The organism is Arthrobacter sp. NtRootA1 (assembly GCF_019976975.1).
Classification (GTDB): Bacteria; Actinomycetota; Actinomycetes; order Actinomycetales; family Micrococcaceae; genus Arthrobacter; species Arthrobacter aromaticivorans.
Genome location: NZ_AP024630.1, coordinates 652574 through 669707, shown reverse-complemented (window position 1 = coordinate 669707; position 17134 = coordinate 652574). Strand labels below are relative to the sequence as shown.

Below are 17134 nucleotides of genomic sequence, written 5' to 3'. Positions count from 1 at the left end.
AGGAACACCGGGCGATCACCGGGAAGGAAGCCATGTCCTATTCACTCCAGCTGTACACCCTCCGCAACGCCATCCAGGAGGACCTGCCTGGAACCATCAGGAGGGTCGCCGAAATCGGCTTCACGCAGGTGGAGCCGTACAACTTCGTGGCCACCGCTGCCGAACTCGGCAAGGCCTTGAAGGAAAACGGCCTAACCGCCCCATCCGGCCATGCGCCGCTCTTGAGCCAGGACCACGACGAGATCTTCGCGGCCGCTAAGGAACTGGGGATCACCACCGTGATTGATCCTTTCCTCCCTGCGGAACACTGGCAGGACGCAGAGACCATCCAGTCCACGGCCACGGCTCTGAATGCGGCAGCGAAGAAGGGCGCCGAGTACGGCATCGCCGTTGGTTACCACAACCACGCGTGGGAACTGGAGTCCACCATCGAAGGCAAGACTGCCTTGGAGTACTTCGAGGGACTGCTGGATCCGGAACTCGTCCTTGAAGTGGACACGTATTGGGCTGCTGTCGGCGGCCAGGACCCGGTTGAATTGCTGGCCCGCTTGGGCGACCGGGTGAAGTTCATCCACATCAAGGACGGTCCGGCCACCACGGACACCAAGGCCCAGCAGCCCGCTGGCCAAGGAACTATTCCGGTCCTTGACGTGATCGCCGCCGCCAAGTCCCTGGAAGTTGGCGTGGTGGAGTTCGATGACTACTCCGGCGACATTTTTGAGGGCATCACCGAGAGCCTGAGGTATCTGACGGCAGCGGCAAGCGTTCAGGCAGCCGAGGGAACTGTTTCCGAGGAGGCAGGGGCATGAGCTTCACTCCGTCAAACCGCAAGGGTCCGGTGGGCGTGGCCTTTATCGGTGCGGGCAACATCAGCAAGCAATACCTGGACAACCTCACCACCTTCCCGGACATCAAGGTCCTGGTGATCGCCGACCTGTTCGAAGAAGCAGCCAAGGCACGTGCCGAGGAATACGGCGTCCCCGAGTTCGGTGCGCCTGAATTGGCACTGAACCATCCCGACGTCGAAATCATCGTGAACCTGACCATCCCGGCAGCTCACGTCGAGGTTGCAACGGCGGCGGTCAACGCGGGCAAACACGTCTGGACGGAGAAGCCGTTCTCCCTGGACCGGGAATCGGGTCTGGGCCTGCTCAAGGCGGCAGATACCGCGGGCATCCGCCTCGGAACGGCGCCGGACACCTTCCTCGGTGCGGGGTTGCAGACAGCCCGCCGCATCATCGAGCGCGGGGACATCGGCACCCCGTTGACCGGGATGACCACATTCCAGACGCCGGGCCCCGAGTCCTGGCACCCGAACCCTGCGTTCTTGTTCCAGCACGGTGCGGGCCCCCTGTTCGACATGGGCCCGTACTACCTCACCACTCTGGTCCAGACCTTCGGCTCGGTGCGTAAGGTAGCCGCCGTCGGCTCCTCCGCAAAGGCGACCCGGATCATTGGTTCCGGTCCGAAGGCCGGGGAGGAGTTCGCCGTCGAGGTCCCCACACACGTCTCCGCGATGGCGCAGTTCGAAAGCGGTGCGTCCTCGCACAGCGTGTTCTCCTTCGAGTCCCCCCGCCAGCGAATGGGATTCGTGGAAATCACCGGCTCCGAGGCCACGCTCTCGCTGCCGGACCCGAACTATTTCGACGGCGACCTCAGGCTCTGGCGGCCCGGGGCGGAAGAACCCGAGATCATCCCCGCCACCGGACCGGCCAACGGCCGCGGCCTGGGCGTGTTGGACATGGCCCGTGCCCTGCGTTCAGGCACTCCGCACCGCGCCACCGGCGAACTGGCTTACCACGTGCTGGACACGATGGTCTCGATTTCCGAATCCGTGGAGTCGGGCTCGTTCGTAGATGTCACCAGCAACGCGCCCGCCTCCGAACCCGTCCCGGAGGACTGGGCGCCGGAAACCGCCACACTCTAAGAATCAGCGAGGAACCACACCATGACCACCCCAGTCCGCCCATCCGACCAAACGCCTGCCCCGGCACACGGCCCAGCATCTGCCCCGCTGGGTGTGGCCGCCATCGGCTATGCCTTCATGGGGAAGGCCCACTCGAATGCGTGGCGGAACGTGGCCAGCTTCTTCGACGTCCCCGCCTTCGAGCAAAAAGTCCTCGTCGGCCGGGACGCCGAATCCGTCGCGGCGGCCGCCGCCAAGTACGGCTGGGCAGAGTCCGCCACCGACTGGCGCTCGGTCATTGAGCGGGACGACATCCACATCGTCGATATCTGCGCTCCGGGCTGGATGCACGCCGAGATCGCTGTTGCCGCCCTCGCTGCCGGGAAACACGTCCTCGTGGAAAAGCCTCTGGCGAACACGATCGCCGAGGCAGAAGCCATGACCGCAGCCGCGGCCGTCGCCCGCGCGAACGGCGTCCAGTCGATGATCGGCTTCAACTACCGCCGCGTCCCGGCCCTCGCCCTGGCCCGCGAACTGATCGCCGAAGGCCGGCTCGGCACCGTCCGCCACGTCCGGGCCGCCTACCTGCAGGACTGGCTCTCCGACGCCGAATCCCCCATGACTTGGCGCCTCCGCAAGGAAACCGCCGGCTCCGGTGCGCTGGGCGACATCGCCTCCCACGCCATCGACCAAGTCCTGTTCCTCCTGGGCGATGCCGTCACCGAGGTCACGGGCCGCCTGCACACGTTCGTGAACCGCCGCCCCGGAGTGGACGGTCTGGAAGATGTCACGGTCGACGACGCGGCCTGGGCTACGCTGACCCTCGCCTCCGGAGCAATTGCCTCGGTGGAAGTCAGCCGTGTAGCGACCGGCCAGAAGAACTCCCTCAAACTCGAAATCTACGGAGACAAGGGCACCATCCTGTTCGACCTCGAGAATTTGAACGAGCTCGGCTTCCTGGATGCCACTGCCCCTGTCCGCGAGCAGGGTTTCCGGCGGATCCTGGTCAACGAACCCGAACACCCCTACCTCGAAGCGTGGTGGCCGCAGGGTCACATCATCGGCTGGGAACACACCTTCACCCACCAGATCCGCGACTTCCTGCTGGCCATTCGGGACGGCAGCCAGCCATCGCCGTCGTTCGAAGAAGGCCTGAACGTCCAGCACGTCCTCGCTGCCATCGAAGAATCCGCAGCGGCCAAGAGCTCACTGATCCAGCTTTCCCCGAAGCCAACCAGCACCGCTACCGAAGGAGCCTGACATGCCCCGCCCGTACACCCTGTTCACTGGCCAGTGGGCTGACCTGCCCTTCGAGGAAGTCGCCCGGCTTGCGTCGGGCTGGGGCTACGACGGCCTGGAAATCGCCGTCTCCGGAGACCACCTGGACGCCTGGCGCTGGGACGAACCCGGCTACGTCGAGAACAAACTCGCCATCCTGGACAAGTACAACCTCAAAGTCTGGGCCATCTCCAACCACCTCAAAGGCCAAGCCGTCTGCGATGACCCCATCGACTTCCGCCACGAAGCAATCGTCGGGTCCAAAGTCTGGGGTGACGGGGACCCCGAAGGCGTCCGCCAACGAGCCGCCGAAGAAATGAAGCACACCGCACGCCTCGCCAAAGCCCTCGGCGTGGACACCGTCGTCGGGTTCACCGGTTCCTCCATCTGGCAGTACGTCGCGATGTTCCCGCCCGTCCCGGAAAAAGTCATCGACGCCGGCTACCAGGACTTCGCCGACCGCTGGAACCCCATCCTGGACGTCTTCGACGAAAACGGGGTCCGCTTCGCCCACGAAGTGCACCCCTCCGAGATCGCCTACGACTACTGGACCACCGTCCGGACCCTCGAAGCGATCGGCCACCGAGCCGCGTTCGGCCTGAACTGGGACCCCTCCCACTTCATGTGGCAAGGCATCGACCCCGTGTCCTTCATCTGGGACTTCAAAGACCGGATCTACCACGTGGACTGCAAGGACACCAAGCTGCGCCCCACCGGCCGCAACACCGTCCTGGGCTCCCACCTGCCCTGGGGCGACCCCCGCCGGGGCTGGGACTTCGTCTCAGCCGGACGCGGGGACGTGCCCTGGGAATCGTCCTTCCGCGCCCTGGCCGCGATCGGTTACAACGGCCCCATCAGCATCGAATGGGAAGACGCCGGTATGGACCGCCTCCACGGTGCCCCCGAAGCCCTCGCCGCCCTGAAGAAGTTCGACTTCCCCGCGTCGCAGACCAGCTTCGACGCCGCCTTCAGCAGCAAAGACTAGGACAGTACCGACGTGATCCGCACCCTTCAATCCGGCCAGCGCTGCGAGGTGCGGATCGCGTCGGTGACCGGGGAAGCTGAGCTGGTCTACACCACCGACGGGATCCTGCTGGAGGCGCCCAACTGGACCCTGGATGGAAGCTCACTCATCCTCAACGGGGATGGGAAGTTATGGCGTTTGGATCTGGACGCGGGTTCTTTGGAACCTATCCCCCTCACCGGAGTCCAGGACCTGAACAACGATCACGTCCTTGCACCTGACGGTCAGGGCATCTTCGTGTCCGCGAACGACGGCCACATTTACCGTGCTTCACTGGGCGGCGGACCGGCATTGCGCATCACGGAGGACCACGGCTCCTTCCATTTCCTCCACGGCGTCAGCCCGGACGGCAAGGAATTGGCTTACGTGGGGATCGAAGCGGGAGACTTCACGCAGCCAGGTCGCCTGATGACCATAGCGTCAGACGGCGGCGCTACCGCCAGCGTTGAGGTCGGCCGCTTTGATGTCGGTTCAGGACACTGCGACGGGCCGGAATACTCGCCCGATGGGAAATGGCTCTATGTAAACACGGAATCCTTTTCCTCCACACAGGGTCACGCCCAGCTCGCCCGGATTCGCGTGGACGGCACTGGCTTCGAGCGGCTCCTCGCATCCGAAACAGTCGACTGGTTCCCCCATCTCTCCCCCGATGGCCGGTACGCCAGTTACCTTCAGTTCCCCAGTGGAACGGTAGGACACCCCGCGGACCTGTCGGTCGCCGTCGTACTTGTTTCCACGCAGGACTGGGCCACGCCGTTCCATACATGGCCACTTTTCGGTGGCCAAGGTACCCTCAACGTCAACAGCTGGTCGCCGGACTCCCGGCGTTTTGCGTATGTGGCGTACCCGCTTTCTGACTCGACGAAGGACTAAGCACGTGACCCTCAGCAACGGCACCTCCGATGGAACAATCCGCTGGGGCATCCTCGGCACAGGATTTATTGCCGGACTCCAAACGCAGGACCTGAACGAGAACGGCTTTACCGTGCAGGCTGTTGGCTCGCGCTCCTTGGAGTCCAGCAAAGCCTTCGCTGAGCTGCATGGAGTGATGACCGCCCACGGCAGCTATGAGGACTTGGTGGCGGACCCACTGGTGGACGTGGTCTACATCGCCACGCCGCACCCGTTCCATCATGCCAACGCGCTCTTGGCCCTGAACGCCGGCAAGCATGTGCTGGTGGAGAAGGCTTTCACCATGAACGCCCGCCAGGCCCGGGAGATCGTGCACCTTGCCGAATCCAAAGGCCTTGTGGCTCTGGAAGCCATGTGGACCCGATTCCTTCCGCACATGGTCCGCATCCGCGAACTCATCCAGGAAGGCGCCATCGGCGAGGTCCGGAAGGTAGTTGCCGGCCACAATCAGAGCCTTCCGAAGGACCCGGCCCACAGGCTGAATGATCCCGCCCTCGGCGGTGGGGCGCTGCTGGACCTGGGCATTTACCCGATCTCCTTTGCCTTCGACATCCTGGGTGCCCCGGAACGCATTCTTGCCAGTGCCTCGATGACGGCAACGGGCGTGGACCGGCAAACTGCCGCGATATTTGAGTACTCCGGTGGCCGGCAGGCGCTGGTTGACTGTGAACTGGACGCCGCCAGCGCCAACCGCGCCATGGTGATCGGAACAGAGGGCTACATCGACATCGAGCACACCTGGTACAACCAAGTGCCCTTCACCGTTTTCGGGGTCAACGGTGAGGTGGTGGAGCGTTTCGAAGAGCCCGTGAAGAGCCGCGGAATGCAGTACCAGGCGGCCGAACTGGAACGCCTGATCCGCGCCGGTGAGACCGCCGGCACTATCCTGCCCCCGAGTGAAAGCGTGGCCATCATGGCGTCCATGGACGAAATCCGCCGCCAGATCGGACTCAGCTACGAAGCGGACGCTGCCGTTTCAGACGCTGTTGTTTCAGAAGAAGGTGCAACGAAATGACTGAATCTGCCCGCCTTGTCGAGCTCCGCAAGCAGGAGGAAGAACTGGTCTTCGCCAGCTTTGACCACCACGACGCCTGGCGCCTCGGCTCGCTCATTGCCAACCACGCGATCGCTTCCGATTACGGGGTTGCCATCGATATCCGCCGGCACAACCTTGTGCTTTTCCGCTGCGTCCTGCCTGGAGCCACGGCCGACCAGGAAGAGTGGATCCGCCGCAAGTCCGCCTCGGTGCTGCGTTTTGAACACAGCACAGCGCTGCTGACTGAACAATTCTCCGCCCGCACCCACAGCCCTCTCGGAGGCGGCTGGCTTGCCCATGAGGATTACACGCTCGCCGGTGGCTCGTTCCCGATCCGGGTTCGCGGGGCTGGCGTCATTGGCGCGATCACGGTCTCCGGGCTGACCTCGGACGAGGACCACCAGTTAGTGGTCGATGGGATCCGGAATTATTTGAAGACGGTGGCGGGGTAGAGACTAGCCGCCCCGCGCCTTCCGGGTCGCGGCGTCGTTGGCTTTCTGCAGAGCTTCGACCAGTTCGTCCTTGGTCATTTTCGAACGGCCCTTGACGTCCAGTTCCTGGGCACGCTGATAGAGATGTTCCTTGGAAGCGTTGGCGTCCACGCCTCCGGCTGTGGGTTGCGTTGACTCAACGCCCCCTTCTGCGTGCTGATCAGAAGGACCCCGTTCTTCCTTCGCCTCCCAGTGGTCGCCCACCTTCTCGTAACTGTGTTTTACCGCGGCAAAGGCAGTGCGGGCCGCCCGGCTCTCATCGTTGTCGTAGGTCTCCATGGCGGAGTCGTAGGTCTTGGCGAAGGTATCCTGGGCCTTCTGCTCAGAGCGCTGCAGCGTGGATGGGAGTTCGTCTTTGCGGGCATGATCGTTCTTGCCGGTCTTAGGCACGGTACTCACGCTCCTTTGTCAGAAAGCCTGATCATGGACGTGCACCCAGTTTATCAATTGGCCCTTCGGCCAGGCGGGCCGCAACTGCTTGATACCGGCGTTACCGCCCCTTCAGCACATACCTTCTTTCAGGACGCCCGACGCCGTACTTCAGCCTCACTTCCAGCGCACCTTCGTCATGGAGGTACTCGAGGTAACGGCGGGCGCTCACCCGGGAGGTCCCCAATTGCTCTGCAACCTCGGCGGCGGAGACGTCGCCCGGCGCCGATTTCAGCGCGGCCTCCACGAGCTCCAGCGTCTCCACGCTGCAACCTTTGGGCAGCGTACGTTGAGCGGAATCCAGCCCGAATACCCGGTTGACATCCGATTGCTCGGCCACGTCCTTGGAAGCGTCCAGCCCTTGGTAAGCGTTCAAATAGTGTTGCAATCGTTCCTGAAGATCAGCCTGCGAAAAAGGCTTAATGAGGTAATGCACAATGCCGCCGCGCAGCGCCTTGCGAACCGTCTCGGTTTCACGGGCCGCGCTGATCACTAACACGTCAAGGTCCGGGGCAACATCCCGGAGCTGATGCATCAGGTCCAGCCCGTTAATGTCCGGGAGATGGATATCCAACAGCACCAGGTCCGGCTGCAGCCGTTGCGTCTCAAGGATGGCCTGCGCGCCGGTGTGCGCTACACCCACGACGCCGAACCCCGGGGTCCGTTGGATGAACCCTGCGTGGACCTTGGCCACCATGAAGTCGTCATCCACAATCAAGACTTTGATCATGATTACACTGCCCCTTTATTGAATCGTGCGGTGAAGACTGCCCCATGATCGTTGGCTACTGTCAGGTCGCCACCGGACCGATGGCAGATCACCCGCGAGAGCGCCAAGCCGAAGCCGCGGGCATCGCCGGGTCCCGGTTCCTTCGTGGAAAAGCCCTGCCGGAAAATGTCCTCAGCGGAGCCGGAGGGCACGCCTGGACCGTTGTCCCGAACCGTGACTGAAACACCGTCCGCTGAGTTGACCACCAACACACTCACCGCCGCCCCAGCCAGCCCCGTGACGGCGTCGAACGCGTTGTCCACCAAGTTGCCCACCACAGTGGTGAGGTCCCGGGACAGTTCCTCGTTGACGCGCGGGAGCCCGGACTGCGGGTCGATCTGCAGTTCAACGCCGCGCTCAGTGGCCAAACTGGCTTTGGCTATCAAGAGGGCTGCGAGTGCCGGGTCCTGGATGCGGCTGGTCACTTCGTCGTTGAGCCGGGTACGGTCCACGGTGGCGCCGTTGACGAACTGCACCACGGAATCGTATTCGCCAATCTGGATCAGGCCGGAAATGACGTGGAGTTGGTTGGCGAACTCGTGGGCTTGGGCACGCAAGGTGTCAGTCACGGTTCGGGTGGCACCTAATTCACTCTCCAGGGACGACAACTCGGTCCGGTCCCTCAGCGTTGTCACCGAGCCAATGTCGCGTCCACGGGACCTGAGGGCCACCCTGTTCATGACCACCAACCGGTCCCCCACGAGCACCAATTGGTCTGGGTCTGATTGTTCCCGGGTGAGTACCACCTTCAGCGCGCGGTCCACGTGAAGCGAGCCGAGTTTCCGGCCTACACAGTCCGCGGGCAGTCCAAGGAGTTGGCGGGCGCTCTCATTTGCCACGGTAATCCGCTCGTGAGGGTCAAGGGCAACCACCCCTTCCTTCAGGCCTTGCAGCATCGCTTCACGGTTTTCCACGAGTCCGGTGATCTCCCGGGGCTCCATTCCCAGCGTTTGCCGTTTGACGCGACGGGACAGCAGTAGGGAACCCACTACGCCCAGGACACTCGCAACGCCCAGGTAGGTGAGGAGGTTGGGCACCACGTCTTCCAGCCGTTCAAGGGCGGACGGGTAATTGCGGCTGATCGATGCGATGCCGATCATCTTTCCGGAATCGTCAATCACCGGCACATGGGCGGAAAGGACGGCCCCATTTGTTCCGTTGAGGACTCCCGTCCAGGCCCGCCCTTCCATCACCCGGCTCTGGCCCAACGGCAGGGGCCGACCGATCAGCCCTGGGTCCGAAGCAGTGATCACGGTGCCGTCCAGTTTCGCGAGGGCCACGTGGGCGGATCCTGAGACCGTCCGAACGGATTCCGCGACGGCAGGAAGCGCCGAGCCGCCGCGTGGTTCCGCGGAGGGCAGCAATGCGCGCACGGTAGGGTTGTTGCCCAAGGCCTCTGCCGCAGACAAGGCCCGGCGCCCCTCGGTGCGCTCGAATGCGGCAGCCGACTGTGCCAGGGAGATGGCTACAACAGCAACCAAGACCGCCAGGACAATCAACAATTGCAGCACAAGGTACTGCCCTGCCAAGGACATTCCTCTTCGTCGAGTCACTGGTTGGTTCCTTATGTGGCGCCTGCGGGTGGAGCTGCTTGGGGGTGCTCCGCGTGGCGTATCGGAACTATACCCTAAGCGCGCTGAGCACCAGCGGGGCCAGGCCCTATGAGAAGGCAAAGGCGTGAACGCAATGAACTTAAAGATCACTGCGAACACAAGAGTGATGACCGTCACGCCGGGACCTAGCATCAACTCACGAGGGCACAACGCTGATCGCCCTGCACAGAATTTCCATACTGAGAAGAGGAACACCATGCGCCAGATCCGCGCATTGCGAATCGCCGCCGTTGCTGCCGGCATCGCCTTGATGGCCACCGGTTGCGGCGCCACAGGTAAGAGCTCCACTGGTTCGTCCAGCTCCGGCGCCGCAGCCGGCCCGGTCACCGGACTCCAGATCATGGTTCCCAACACTCCCGGCGGCGGTTACGACACCACCGCACGGGCGGCTGCCAAGGTTCTCGACGACGAGAAGATCGCCAATAACACGGAGGTGTTCAACCTCGCAGGTGCCGGCGGCACGGTGGGTCTGGCCCGCGTCGTCAACGAAAAGGGGAACGGGGACCTCACCATGCTCATGGGTCTGGGTGTTGTGGGTGCCAGCTACACCAACAAGTCCGAGTCGAAGCTGACCCAGACCACCCCGCTGGCACGGCTCATTGAAGAGCCCGGCGCCATCATGGTCAGCAAGGACTCCCCGTACAAGACGATCGATGACCTCGTGAAGGCTTGGAAAGCAGATCCCGGATCCATCTCCGTGGGTGGCGGTTCCTCGCCTGGCGGCCCCGACCACCTCCTGCCCATGCAGTTGGCAGGCGCACTTGGAATTGACGCCACGAAGGTCAACTACGTCGCATACGACGGCGGTGGAGATCTTCTTCCGGCCATCCTCGGCAACAAGCTTGGCTTCGCGGCTTCCGGTGCAGGCGAATACCTGCAGCAGATCAAGTCCGGCGAAGTCCGCGTCCTGGCCACCAGTGGCGAGAAGCGTCTTGAAGGTGTTGACGCTCCCACGCTGAAGGAGTCCAACATCGATCTGGTCTTCACCAACTGGCGTGGCATGGTGGCCCCTCCGGGCATCAGCGAGGACGACAAGAAGTCACTGATTGCCGCGCTGGAGAAGATGCACGAATCCGCTGGCTGGAAAGAAGCCCTCAAGACCCACAGCTGGACCGACGCCTTCATCACCGGTGACGAGTTCCAGAAGTTCCTGACGGACCAGGACAAGCGGGTGGCGGACGTGCTCACCAAGCTTGGCTTGGCGTGAGCACTTTAGCAACAGGCCTCAAGGGCCGCGCCGAGCTGGGGGTAGCCCTCCTGCTCGGCGCGGTAGGCGTCCTTGTCTTCCTCGACGCGAACGGCCTGGTAACCCCGTATTCGAAGTCGGACCCCGTAGGGCCCAAGGCGGTTCCCTTCGTCGTTGCCGGCCTTCTGGTGGTCTGCGCAATTTTGCTGGCTATCAATGTTCTCCGCGGCGGCAAGGGCGAGGTGGAAGGCGGCGAGGACATTGACCTCGCACACCCCGCCGATTGGAAGACGGTGCTCCCGCTCGCAGGAGCCTTCATCCTCAACATCCTGCTCATCGACTGGGCCGGCTGGGTCATCTCCGGGACTGTCCTGTTCTGGGGCAGCGTACTGGCACTTGGCAGCCGGCACTATGTCCGTGACGGAATCATCTCTGTTGCGCTCTCCCTGGCCACCTTCTACGGCTTCTACCTCGGCCTTGGCATTGCACTACCCGCCGGACTCCTGGAAGGAATCCTCTGATGGACGTCTGGTCCTCTTTGATGGACGGTTTCGCCACCGCCCTCACCCCCATGAATCTTCTGTACGCCATGATCGGCGTGCTCCTGGGAACGGCCGTTGGCGTTCTCCCAGGGCTCGGCCCGGCCATGACTGTGGCGCTGCTGCTTCCGGTCACGGCCGCCCTTGAGCCCACCAGCGCCTTTATTATGTTCGCCGGCATCTACTACGGCGGCATGTATGGCGGTTCAACAACCTCCATCCTGCTGAACACACCCGGCGAGTCCTCGTCCGTCGTCACGGCTATCGAGGGCAACAAGATGGCGAAAGCCGGACGGGCAGCCCAAGCGCTCGCGACTGCGGCGATTGGTTCCTTTATTGCCGGCACCATCGGTACGGCCCTGCTGGCAGGACTTGCACCGTTGGTGGTTCAGTTCGCCGTGAGCTTGGGCGCACCGAGCTACTTCGCCATCATGATCCTCGCCTTGCTGGCCGTCACCGCAGTCCTGGGTTCATCCCGGCTCAGGGGATTTGCTTCCCTGGGACTGGGGCTGGCCATCGGTCTGGTAGGCATTGACTCCGTTACAGGCCAGCGCCGCCTGACATTCGGCCAGCCGATGCTGGCCGACGGCCTGGACATCGTTGTGGTGGCAGTGGCCATCTTCGCCGTGGGTGAAGCACTGTGGGTTGCCGCGCACTTGCGGCGTTCACCACTTCACATCATTCCCGTCGGACGGCCCTGGATGGGCAAGAAGGACTGGGCCCGCTCCTGGAAACCCTGGTTGCGTGGCACGGCCTTCGGCTTCCCGTTTGGCGCACTTCCCGCCGGTGGTGCCGAGATCCCCACGTTCCTCTCCTATGTCACCGAGAAGCGGCTGACAAAACATCCGGAGGAATTCGGCAAGGGAGCCATCGAAGGCGTCGCAGGCCCGGAAGCGGCCAACAACGCTGCAGCCGCCGGAACCTTGACCCCCATGCTTGCCCTCGGCTTGCCCACGAACGCCACAGCCGCCGTCATGCTCGCAGCGTTCACCTCCTATGGCATCCAGCCCGGTCCGCAGCTGTTCTCCAGCCAAGGTCCCCTGGTGTGGGCGCTGATCGCCAGCCTCTTCATCGGCAACCTGCTGCTCCTTCTGATCAACCTGCCCCTGGCACCCTTGTGGGCGAAACTGCTGCAGCTTCCACGGCCCTACCTCTACGCCGGCATTCTCTTCTTCGCCACGTTGGGCGCCTACTCGGTGAACCTGCAGGCGTTCGACCTGGTGATCCTGCTGGTGCTCGGAGCCTTGGGATTCATGATGCGGCGCTTCGGGCTACCTGTATTGCCCCTCATTCTGGGCGTCATCCTCGGTCCGCGCATCGAAGGCCAGCTACGCAGGACTCTCCAGCTGTTCGCCGGTGACCCCGCCGGGCTGTGGAGCGAGCCAATCGCCGTCGTCGTCTACATCATCGTGGCTATCGTCATCCTCTGGCCGCTGCTCTTCAAGCTGGTCCGCCGCAACCGTCCGGTGCCAGCAAGCGTGGTCCCGGCCCACCCCAGCGAAGTGCTCCTGGGCGAGGACGACGCCATCCAAGCCGACCAAAACAGCACACGGATCCACCACAACAGCCACCACAACAAGGAGAAGCCATGACCATCGTGGTGGGATACGTCCCCACGCCTGAAGGCGAAGCCGCACTGACCCAAGCCATTGCCGAAGCGAAGAAAAGCAACGACACCCTGTTGGTGATCAACTCTTCCAAGGGGGACGCCTTGGTGGATAACCGGTACGCGCAGGAACCGGAAATCCAGACCATCGAGGAGCGCCTTGCCCTCCAAGGCATCCAGCACATCATCAAACAGCCAGTCCGGGGCCATGATGCCGCTGCTGAGGTACTCGACGCGGCCGACGAGCACAACGCCGAGCTGATTGTGATTGGCCTGCGCCGCCGCAGCCCGGTTGGCAAACTCATCATGGGCAGTGTCTCGCAACGGATCCTGTTGGAGGCGGACTGTCCGGTGCTCGCCGTGAAAGCAGACTAAACGCTCGCTTTGACTCCGTGTCCAGCCAATGCCCTTAAGATTCGTTCTTAGGGGCATTAGCTGTCCACAAACTCAGAGAGGGACCACGTGGCAGAGACAATCCGCACAGCAACAGCAGACGACGCCGGAAAGCTGGCCGAGCTTGCGGCCGTCACCTTCCCGCTGGCGTGCCCGCCCGGCGCCTCTGCGGCTGACATCCAGGCCCATCTCGAGAAGACGCTGGCCGAGGCGAACTTCGTGGATTACCTGGCCGATCCGCACATCACAGTTTTGGTGCTCGACGACGACGGACAGCTCAACGGGTACACCATGCTGATTGCCAAGCCGGCAAGCGACCCGGATGTAGCCTCTGTGCTCTCGGCGCTCCCCTCCACGGAACTCAGCAAGTGCTATGTCCACCCGGATCACCACGGCCAAGGAGCCGCATCCCGCCTCATGAAGGCGTCCGTCGCGGACGCTGAGGAAAAGGGCGCGGCAGGAGTCTGGCTTGGCGTGAACAGTGAAAACGCCAAGGCGATCCGTTTCTATGAAAAGAGTGGTTTCCAGAGGGTGGGCACCAAGTCCTTCAAACTGGGCGACACCGTGGAACATGACTTCGTCATGGAGCACACGCTCTAGCCAGCATCCGGGCAGTTAGCCGAACAAGTCCCCAGCCAATGGCGGTCGGGGATCGGAGCGCCGCTGCAGGCCAGCCGGCAATCCCGTCACGGTGCCGTTTCCCGCGGACGCCTGGATCGTGATCCGCGAGCGCCCCAGCAGGACGTTTTCTGCCCTGAACTCCCCGAACGAGTCCGGGAGGATGGGTGCCAGGTGGAGTACTTTCCTGGTGAAATCGGGGTCGAATCGCAGGAGGATGCGAGCCAGCTGAATCGGGGCCGCAGCTGCCCACGCCTGCGGTGAACACGCCGTCGGATAGGGCACAGGCTCCGGAAAGTCCGAGCGGTCAAAGCCGCAGAAAAGTTCCGGAAGCTGACCGCCGAAGTGCTCAGCGGCGTCGAACAATCCGCTCGCCACGCGGCTGGCTTCCTTCACGTAGCCGTAGCGCATGAGTCCGGTGGCCACGAGCGCCGTATCGTGCGGCCAGACCGAGCCGTTGTGGTAGCTGACGGGGTTGTAAGCACCCATGTCCGAACCAAGGGTGCGGATCCCCCAGCCCGTGAACATCTCAGGTGACATCAGTTGCTCCGCCACAAGTGCAGCCTTGTCCTCGTCCACAATGCCCGTCCACAAGCAGTGGCCCATGTTGGACGTGCAGGAATCCACGGGTTTCTTGTCCTTATCCAGGGCAAGGGCAAAATAGCCCTTGTCCGGCAGCCAGAAAGCCTTGTTGAACTCCTCCTTGAGCGCTTCCGCCCGATCCGCACAACGGCGTTCGACGGCGGTATCGCCCGCGGCGCGCGCCAGCAGCGAACGCCCAACATAAGCTCCGTAGGCGTAAGCCTGGACCTCACACAAGGCGATGGGTGTTTCAGCGATCCTGCCGTCGGCGAAGTTGATGCCGTCCCAGGAGTCCTTCCATCCTTGATTGATCAGGCCGTGACTGTTGGGACGTTGGTATTCGATGAACCCGTCGCCATCCCGGTCGCCGTATTTCTCCATCCAGGAGATGGCACGGTCTGCGTGGGGAAGGAGGGAATCGATGATGTCCGCCCCCAGACCCCACCGGCTGAGTTCGCCCAGCAGCGTGACGAAGAGTGGCGTTGCATCGACCGTTCCGTAGTAGGCGGTTCCGCCCAAGGAGAGTCCGGCCGTGACTCCCAGCCTCACCTCGTGGGGCATGCGGCCGGGTTCCTCCTCGGAGTCGACGTCCACTTTGCTGCCCTGAAGCCCGGCCAGTGTTTGCAGCGAGCCAGCCGCGAGTCCAGGGTCCACCATGAGTGACATGTAGGACGCCAGAATCGAGTCGCGTCCAAACAGTGCCATGAACCAGGGCGCCCCTGCTGCGACGGCAGCACGTCCAGGGTGCTCGTGGTCGAAGATCCGCAACGAACCAAGATCGCTCTGGCTTCGTTCCAGGACTTCTTCGACGTTACTGTCCGTGACAGCGATCCGGGGAACGTGCTCCGTCCAGGCCATATGCCGACGGACGCCAATCGTGTGGTGCAGCGCCGTGGTTTCCGTAAACGGTTCGTCCGGCCCCTTTCCATTGATCAGGGGAATGGCAATGACGCTGGTGCTCCATTGGCTACGGGGCGGGATAGTGACGTGGAATGTCAGTCCTTCCGGGTTCGCTTTGGCTCCGGAAGCCCGGAACGCCACTCCCCGGCGTTCCCCGTTCGTGTGAACGGACTCAATATGGAGCTCCTTTTTGCGCGCCGTTTTCTCGGTGGATCCTGCCCTGCTTGCCCTGCCGCCCTTGACGTCGAAGAGGTCGGCGAGGTCGGCGTCGATAAGCAACTCGATCTCGCAAGGCGCCGGCTGGCCCGAGTAGTTCCTGATGGTGAGATCGTCCCGCAGCCCGGCGCCCACATGCCGCTGATGCTGCACAACCAGCGGACTGTCGAAGCGACCATCGCTGGAGCAGGCCCGGCCAACATATTCGGCTTGGAACGCGGTGCGGTTGGTGGTGACCAATGGTTCCCGGAGGGCTCCGTTGATCCTCAGGATCCAACGCGACACGATCCGGGTGTCCTGGTAATAACTGCCTTGGGAGCCTCCGCCGTGAATGTCACCTGAATGTGCGGAAATGCAGAAGGATGAACCTTCGACGACGGTCACGGCACCCAGCTCGGAAGCGCCTGCCTCCGTATCGGCGTTCCAAGCAGTCATGGCCCACGAAGCCTTCCTCGGGAAATGTCCTGCTTATCAGTCACAGGTTGATAGGGGCTTGCCTCTGATTGTCTTGCAACTTGCCGTTACCCGGAAGGCCTCCGGCCTTGAATTCTTCGATGACCGCGGCATAAAGCTCCAGATGGTCCGACGCCATCCGTGCTGCATTGAAATACTCATCCACGGTACGCCGGCACTCCGCACGGCTAAGCCCTTGCACGTCCTGCACAAACCCTGCGAGTTCATTGGTCTGCGCCAGGTATCCCGTGACGCCGTGTTGGACTATTTCCGGGGCGGCACCCATGGGGGTGGACAATACAGGGGTTCCAGTAGCCAGCGACTCGATCATTACCAGCCCGAACGGCTCATGCCACTGGATGGGATTGATCATGGCCATCGCTCCGCCCATGAGCTCGTACTTCTCCGGATCTGAAAGTTCCCCTAGGAATTCTTCCTGTGAACCAAGGACCGGCTCCACGACATCGTGGTAATAGTCCTGCTCATCCTTGGCATGCATCTTTGCGGCGATACGCAGCGGCACCCCGGCCTCGCGGGCAACGGCCACCGCTTCCAGCAGCCCCTTGTCCGGGCACATGCGTCCCACAAAGCACGCGTACCCGCCGGAACCGTCGCCCACGGAAACCGTGGAGAGATCCAGGCCGTGGTGAATGACGGCCGATATTTGCAGATCGGAAATGCGGCTGCATTGGTCATGCGAGATTGCGATGATCCCGGTGTCCTTGGCCATGTCCCGGTACAGCCCTGCGTATCTTGGCGTCAGCGGACCATGCACGGTGGTCACCACGGGTACATCCAGCGGCCGGTGGGCATAGAGAGGTCCGGCAAGGGTGTGGTCGTGGATGATGTCCACGTCCTGCATGCCGGCATATGCCTTGATGACGTGGTGCAGCTCGCTGAGCGTCAACCCCAACTCTTCAGGCTCACTCGGCCCGAAGCCACGCAGCAGCGGAACGGGGCAGGTGCTGTCAGACGCCGCAGCCAGGAGTACGTCATGCCCTGCATCGGATAAGGCACGGGCCAAGGCATCCACAACCCGTTCCGTGCCGCCATACCGTTCCGGGGGGACTGGGAACCATGGTCCAACTATCAATCCAATGCGCATGCTGAAGGCCTCCACAAATATGCGAACCCCACGCACGGGATTCACCTCGTGATCATCGCGGCCCCAGACACACGCGAT

General features: G+C 62.9%; 17 protein-coding genes. 12 read left to right on the top strand and 5 right to left on the bottom strand.

Going from position 1 to position 17134, the window contains the following annotated elements; genetic code table 11:
- The first annotated feature begins 32 nt into the window (after positions 1 to 32).
- Genes LDN90_RS03280 through LDN90_RS03250 form a run of 7 tightly spaced genes read left to right on the top strand, consistent with a single transcriptional unit; the run spans position 33 to position 6608 of the window.
- Positions 33 to 809: a sugar phosphate isomerase/epimerase gene (locus LDN90_RS03280; protein ID WP_223947900.1), complete on the top strand. Its 777-nt coding sequence runs from the start codon at positions 33 to 35 to the stop codon at positions 807 to 809.
- A complete protein-coding gene (locus LDN90_RS03275; protein WP_216921719.1) occupies positions 806 to 1927 on the top strand; it encodes a Gfo/Idh/MocA family oxidoreductase in 1122 nt (373 codons plus the stop codon). Before LDN90_RS03280 ends, LDN90_RS03275 begins: the two co-directional genes overlap by 4 nt.
- Before the next feature lie 21 nt (positions 1928 to 1948).
- Positions 1949 to 3166 (top strand): Gfo/Idh/MocA family oxidoreductase, encoded by a 1218-nt coding sequence (locus tag LDN90_RS03270; RefSeq protein WP_223947899.1) that lies wholly within the window; start codon positions 1949 to 1951, stop codon positions 3164 to 3166.
- 1 nt (position 3167) lies between these two features.
- Entirely contained in the window at positions 3168 to 4169 is a 1002-nt protein-coding gene (locus LDN90_RS03265) for a sugar phosphate isomerase/epimerase (protein ID WP_223947898.1), read from the top strand.
- A 12-nt stretch (positions 4170 to 4181) separates the two neighbouring features.
- Positions 4182 to 5081: a biopolymer transporter Tol gene (locus tag LDN90_RS03260; RefSeq protein WP_223947897.1), complete on the top strand. Its 900-nt coding sequence runs from the start codon at positions 4182 to 4184 to the stop codon at positions 5079 to 5081.
- A 4-nt stretch (positions 5082 to 5085) separates the two neighbouring features.
- Positions 5086 to 6135, top strand: coding sequence for a Gfo/Idh/MocA family oxidoreductase (locus tag LDN90_RS03255; RefSeq protein WP_223947896.1), 1050 nt, complete (start codon positions 5086 to 5088; stop codon positions 6133 to 6135).
- Complete coding sequence (locus LDN90_RS03250; RefSeq protein ID WP_223947895.1) at positions 6132 to 6608, top strand: heme-degrading domain-containing protein; 477 nt, start codon at positions 6132 to 6134, stop codon at positions 6606 to 6608. Before LDN90_RS03255 ends, LDN90_RS03250 begins: the two co-directional genes overlap by 4 nt.
- A gap of 3 nt (positions 6609 to 6611) precedes the next feature.
- Here LDN90_RS03250 and LDN90_RS03245 read toward each other — a convergent pair whose 3' ends face one another.
- The 3 genes from LDN90_RS03245 to LDN90_RS03235 all read right to left on the bottom strand — a co-directional run bounded on the left by LDN90_RS03245 (position 6612) and on the right by LDN90_RS03235 (position 9380).
- Entirely contained in the window at positions 6612 to 7037 is a 426-nt protein-coding gene (locus LDN90_RS03245) for a ChaB family protein (RefSeq protein WP_223949226.1), read from the bottom strand.
- Positions 7038 to 7137: 100 nt separating this feature from the next.
- Complete coding sequence (locus LDN90_RS03240) at positions 7138 to 7806, bottom strand: response regulator (protein ID WP_223947894.1); 669 nt, start codon at positions 7804 to 7806, stop codon at positions 7138 to 7140.
- Between the two features lie 2 nt (positions 7807 to 7808).
- Positions 7809 to 9380 carry a sensor histidine kinase gene (locus tag LDN90_RS03235; RefSeq protein ID WP_223949225.1) on the bottom strand — a complete coding sequence of 524 codons (1572 nt, stop codon included), beginning with the start codon at positions 9378 to 9380 and terminating at the stop codon, positions 7809 to 7811.
- 274 nt (positions 9381 to 9654) lie between these two features.
- Here LDN90_RS03235 and LDN90_RS03230 point away from each other — a divergent pair, with 274 nt between their 5' ends.
- The 5 genes from LDN90_RS03230 (at position 9655) to LDN90_RS03210 (ending at position 13782) form a co-directional block, all read left to right on the top strand.
- Complete coding sequence (locus tag LDN90_RS03230; RefSeq protein WP_223947893.1) at positions 9655 to 10665, top strand: tripartite tricarboxylate transporter substrate-binding protein; 1011 nt, start codon at positions 9655 to 9657, stop codon at positions 10663 to 10665.
- A complete protein-coding gene (locus tag LDN90_RS03225) occupies positions 10662 to 11165 on the top strand; it encodes a tripartite tricarboxylate transporter TctB family protein (protein WP_216921747.1) in 504 nt (167 codons plus the stop codon). Before LDN90_RS03230 ends, LDN90_RS03225 begins: the two co-directional genes overlap by 4 nt.
- The gene (locus LDN90_RS03220) at positions 11165 to 12775 is read left to right on the top strand and encodes a tripartite tricarboxylate transporter permease (protein ID WP_216921750.1); all 1611 of its coding nucleotides are present in this window, start codon (positions 11165 to 11167) and stop codon (positions 12773 to 12775) included. The genes LDN90_RS03225 and LDN90_RS03220 overlap by 1 nt, the downstream gene beginning before the upstream one ends.
- The gene (locus tag LDN90_RS03215; protein WP_216921753.1) at positions 12772 to 13164 is read left to right on the top strand and encodes a universal stress protein; all 393 of its coding nucleotides are present in this window, start codon (positions 12772 to 12774) and stop codon (positions 13162 to 13164) included. The genes LDN90_RS03220 and LDN90_RS03215 overlap by 4 nt, the downstream gene beginning before the upstream one ends.
- 87 nt (positions 13165 to 13251) lie before the next feature.
- Positions 13252 to 13782 (top strand): GNAT family N-acetyltransferase, encoded by a 531-nt coding sequence (locus LDN90_RS03210; RefSeq protein ID WP_223947892.1) that lies wholly within the window; start codon positions 13252 to 13254, stop codon positions 13780 to 13782.
- Positions 13783 to 13797: 15 nt separating this feature from the next.
- On the opposite strand, the gene LDN90_RS03205 is transcribed toward LDN90_RS03210, so the two are convergent.
- Both LDN90_RS03205 and LDN90_RS03200 read right to left on the bottom strand, forming a co-directional pair.
- Entirely contained in the window at positions 13798 to 15933 is a 2136-nt protein-coding gene (locus tag LDN90_RS03205; protein ID WP_223947891.1) for a glycogen debranching N-terminal domain-containing protein, read from the bottom strand.
- Positions 15934 to 15973: 40 nt separating this feature from the next.
- Positions 15974 to 17056 (bottom strand): glycosyltransferase family 4 protein, encoded by a 1083-nt coding sequence (locus tag LDN90_RS03200; RefSeq protein ID WP_216921762.1) that lies wholly within the window; start codon positions 17054 to 17056, stop codon positions 15974 to 15976.
- Between the last annotated feature and the right edge of the window lie 78 nt (positions 17057 to 17134).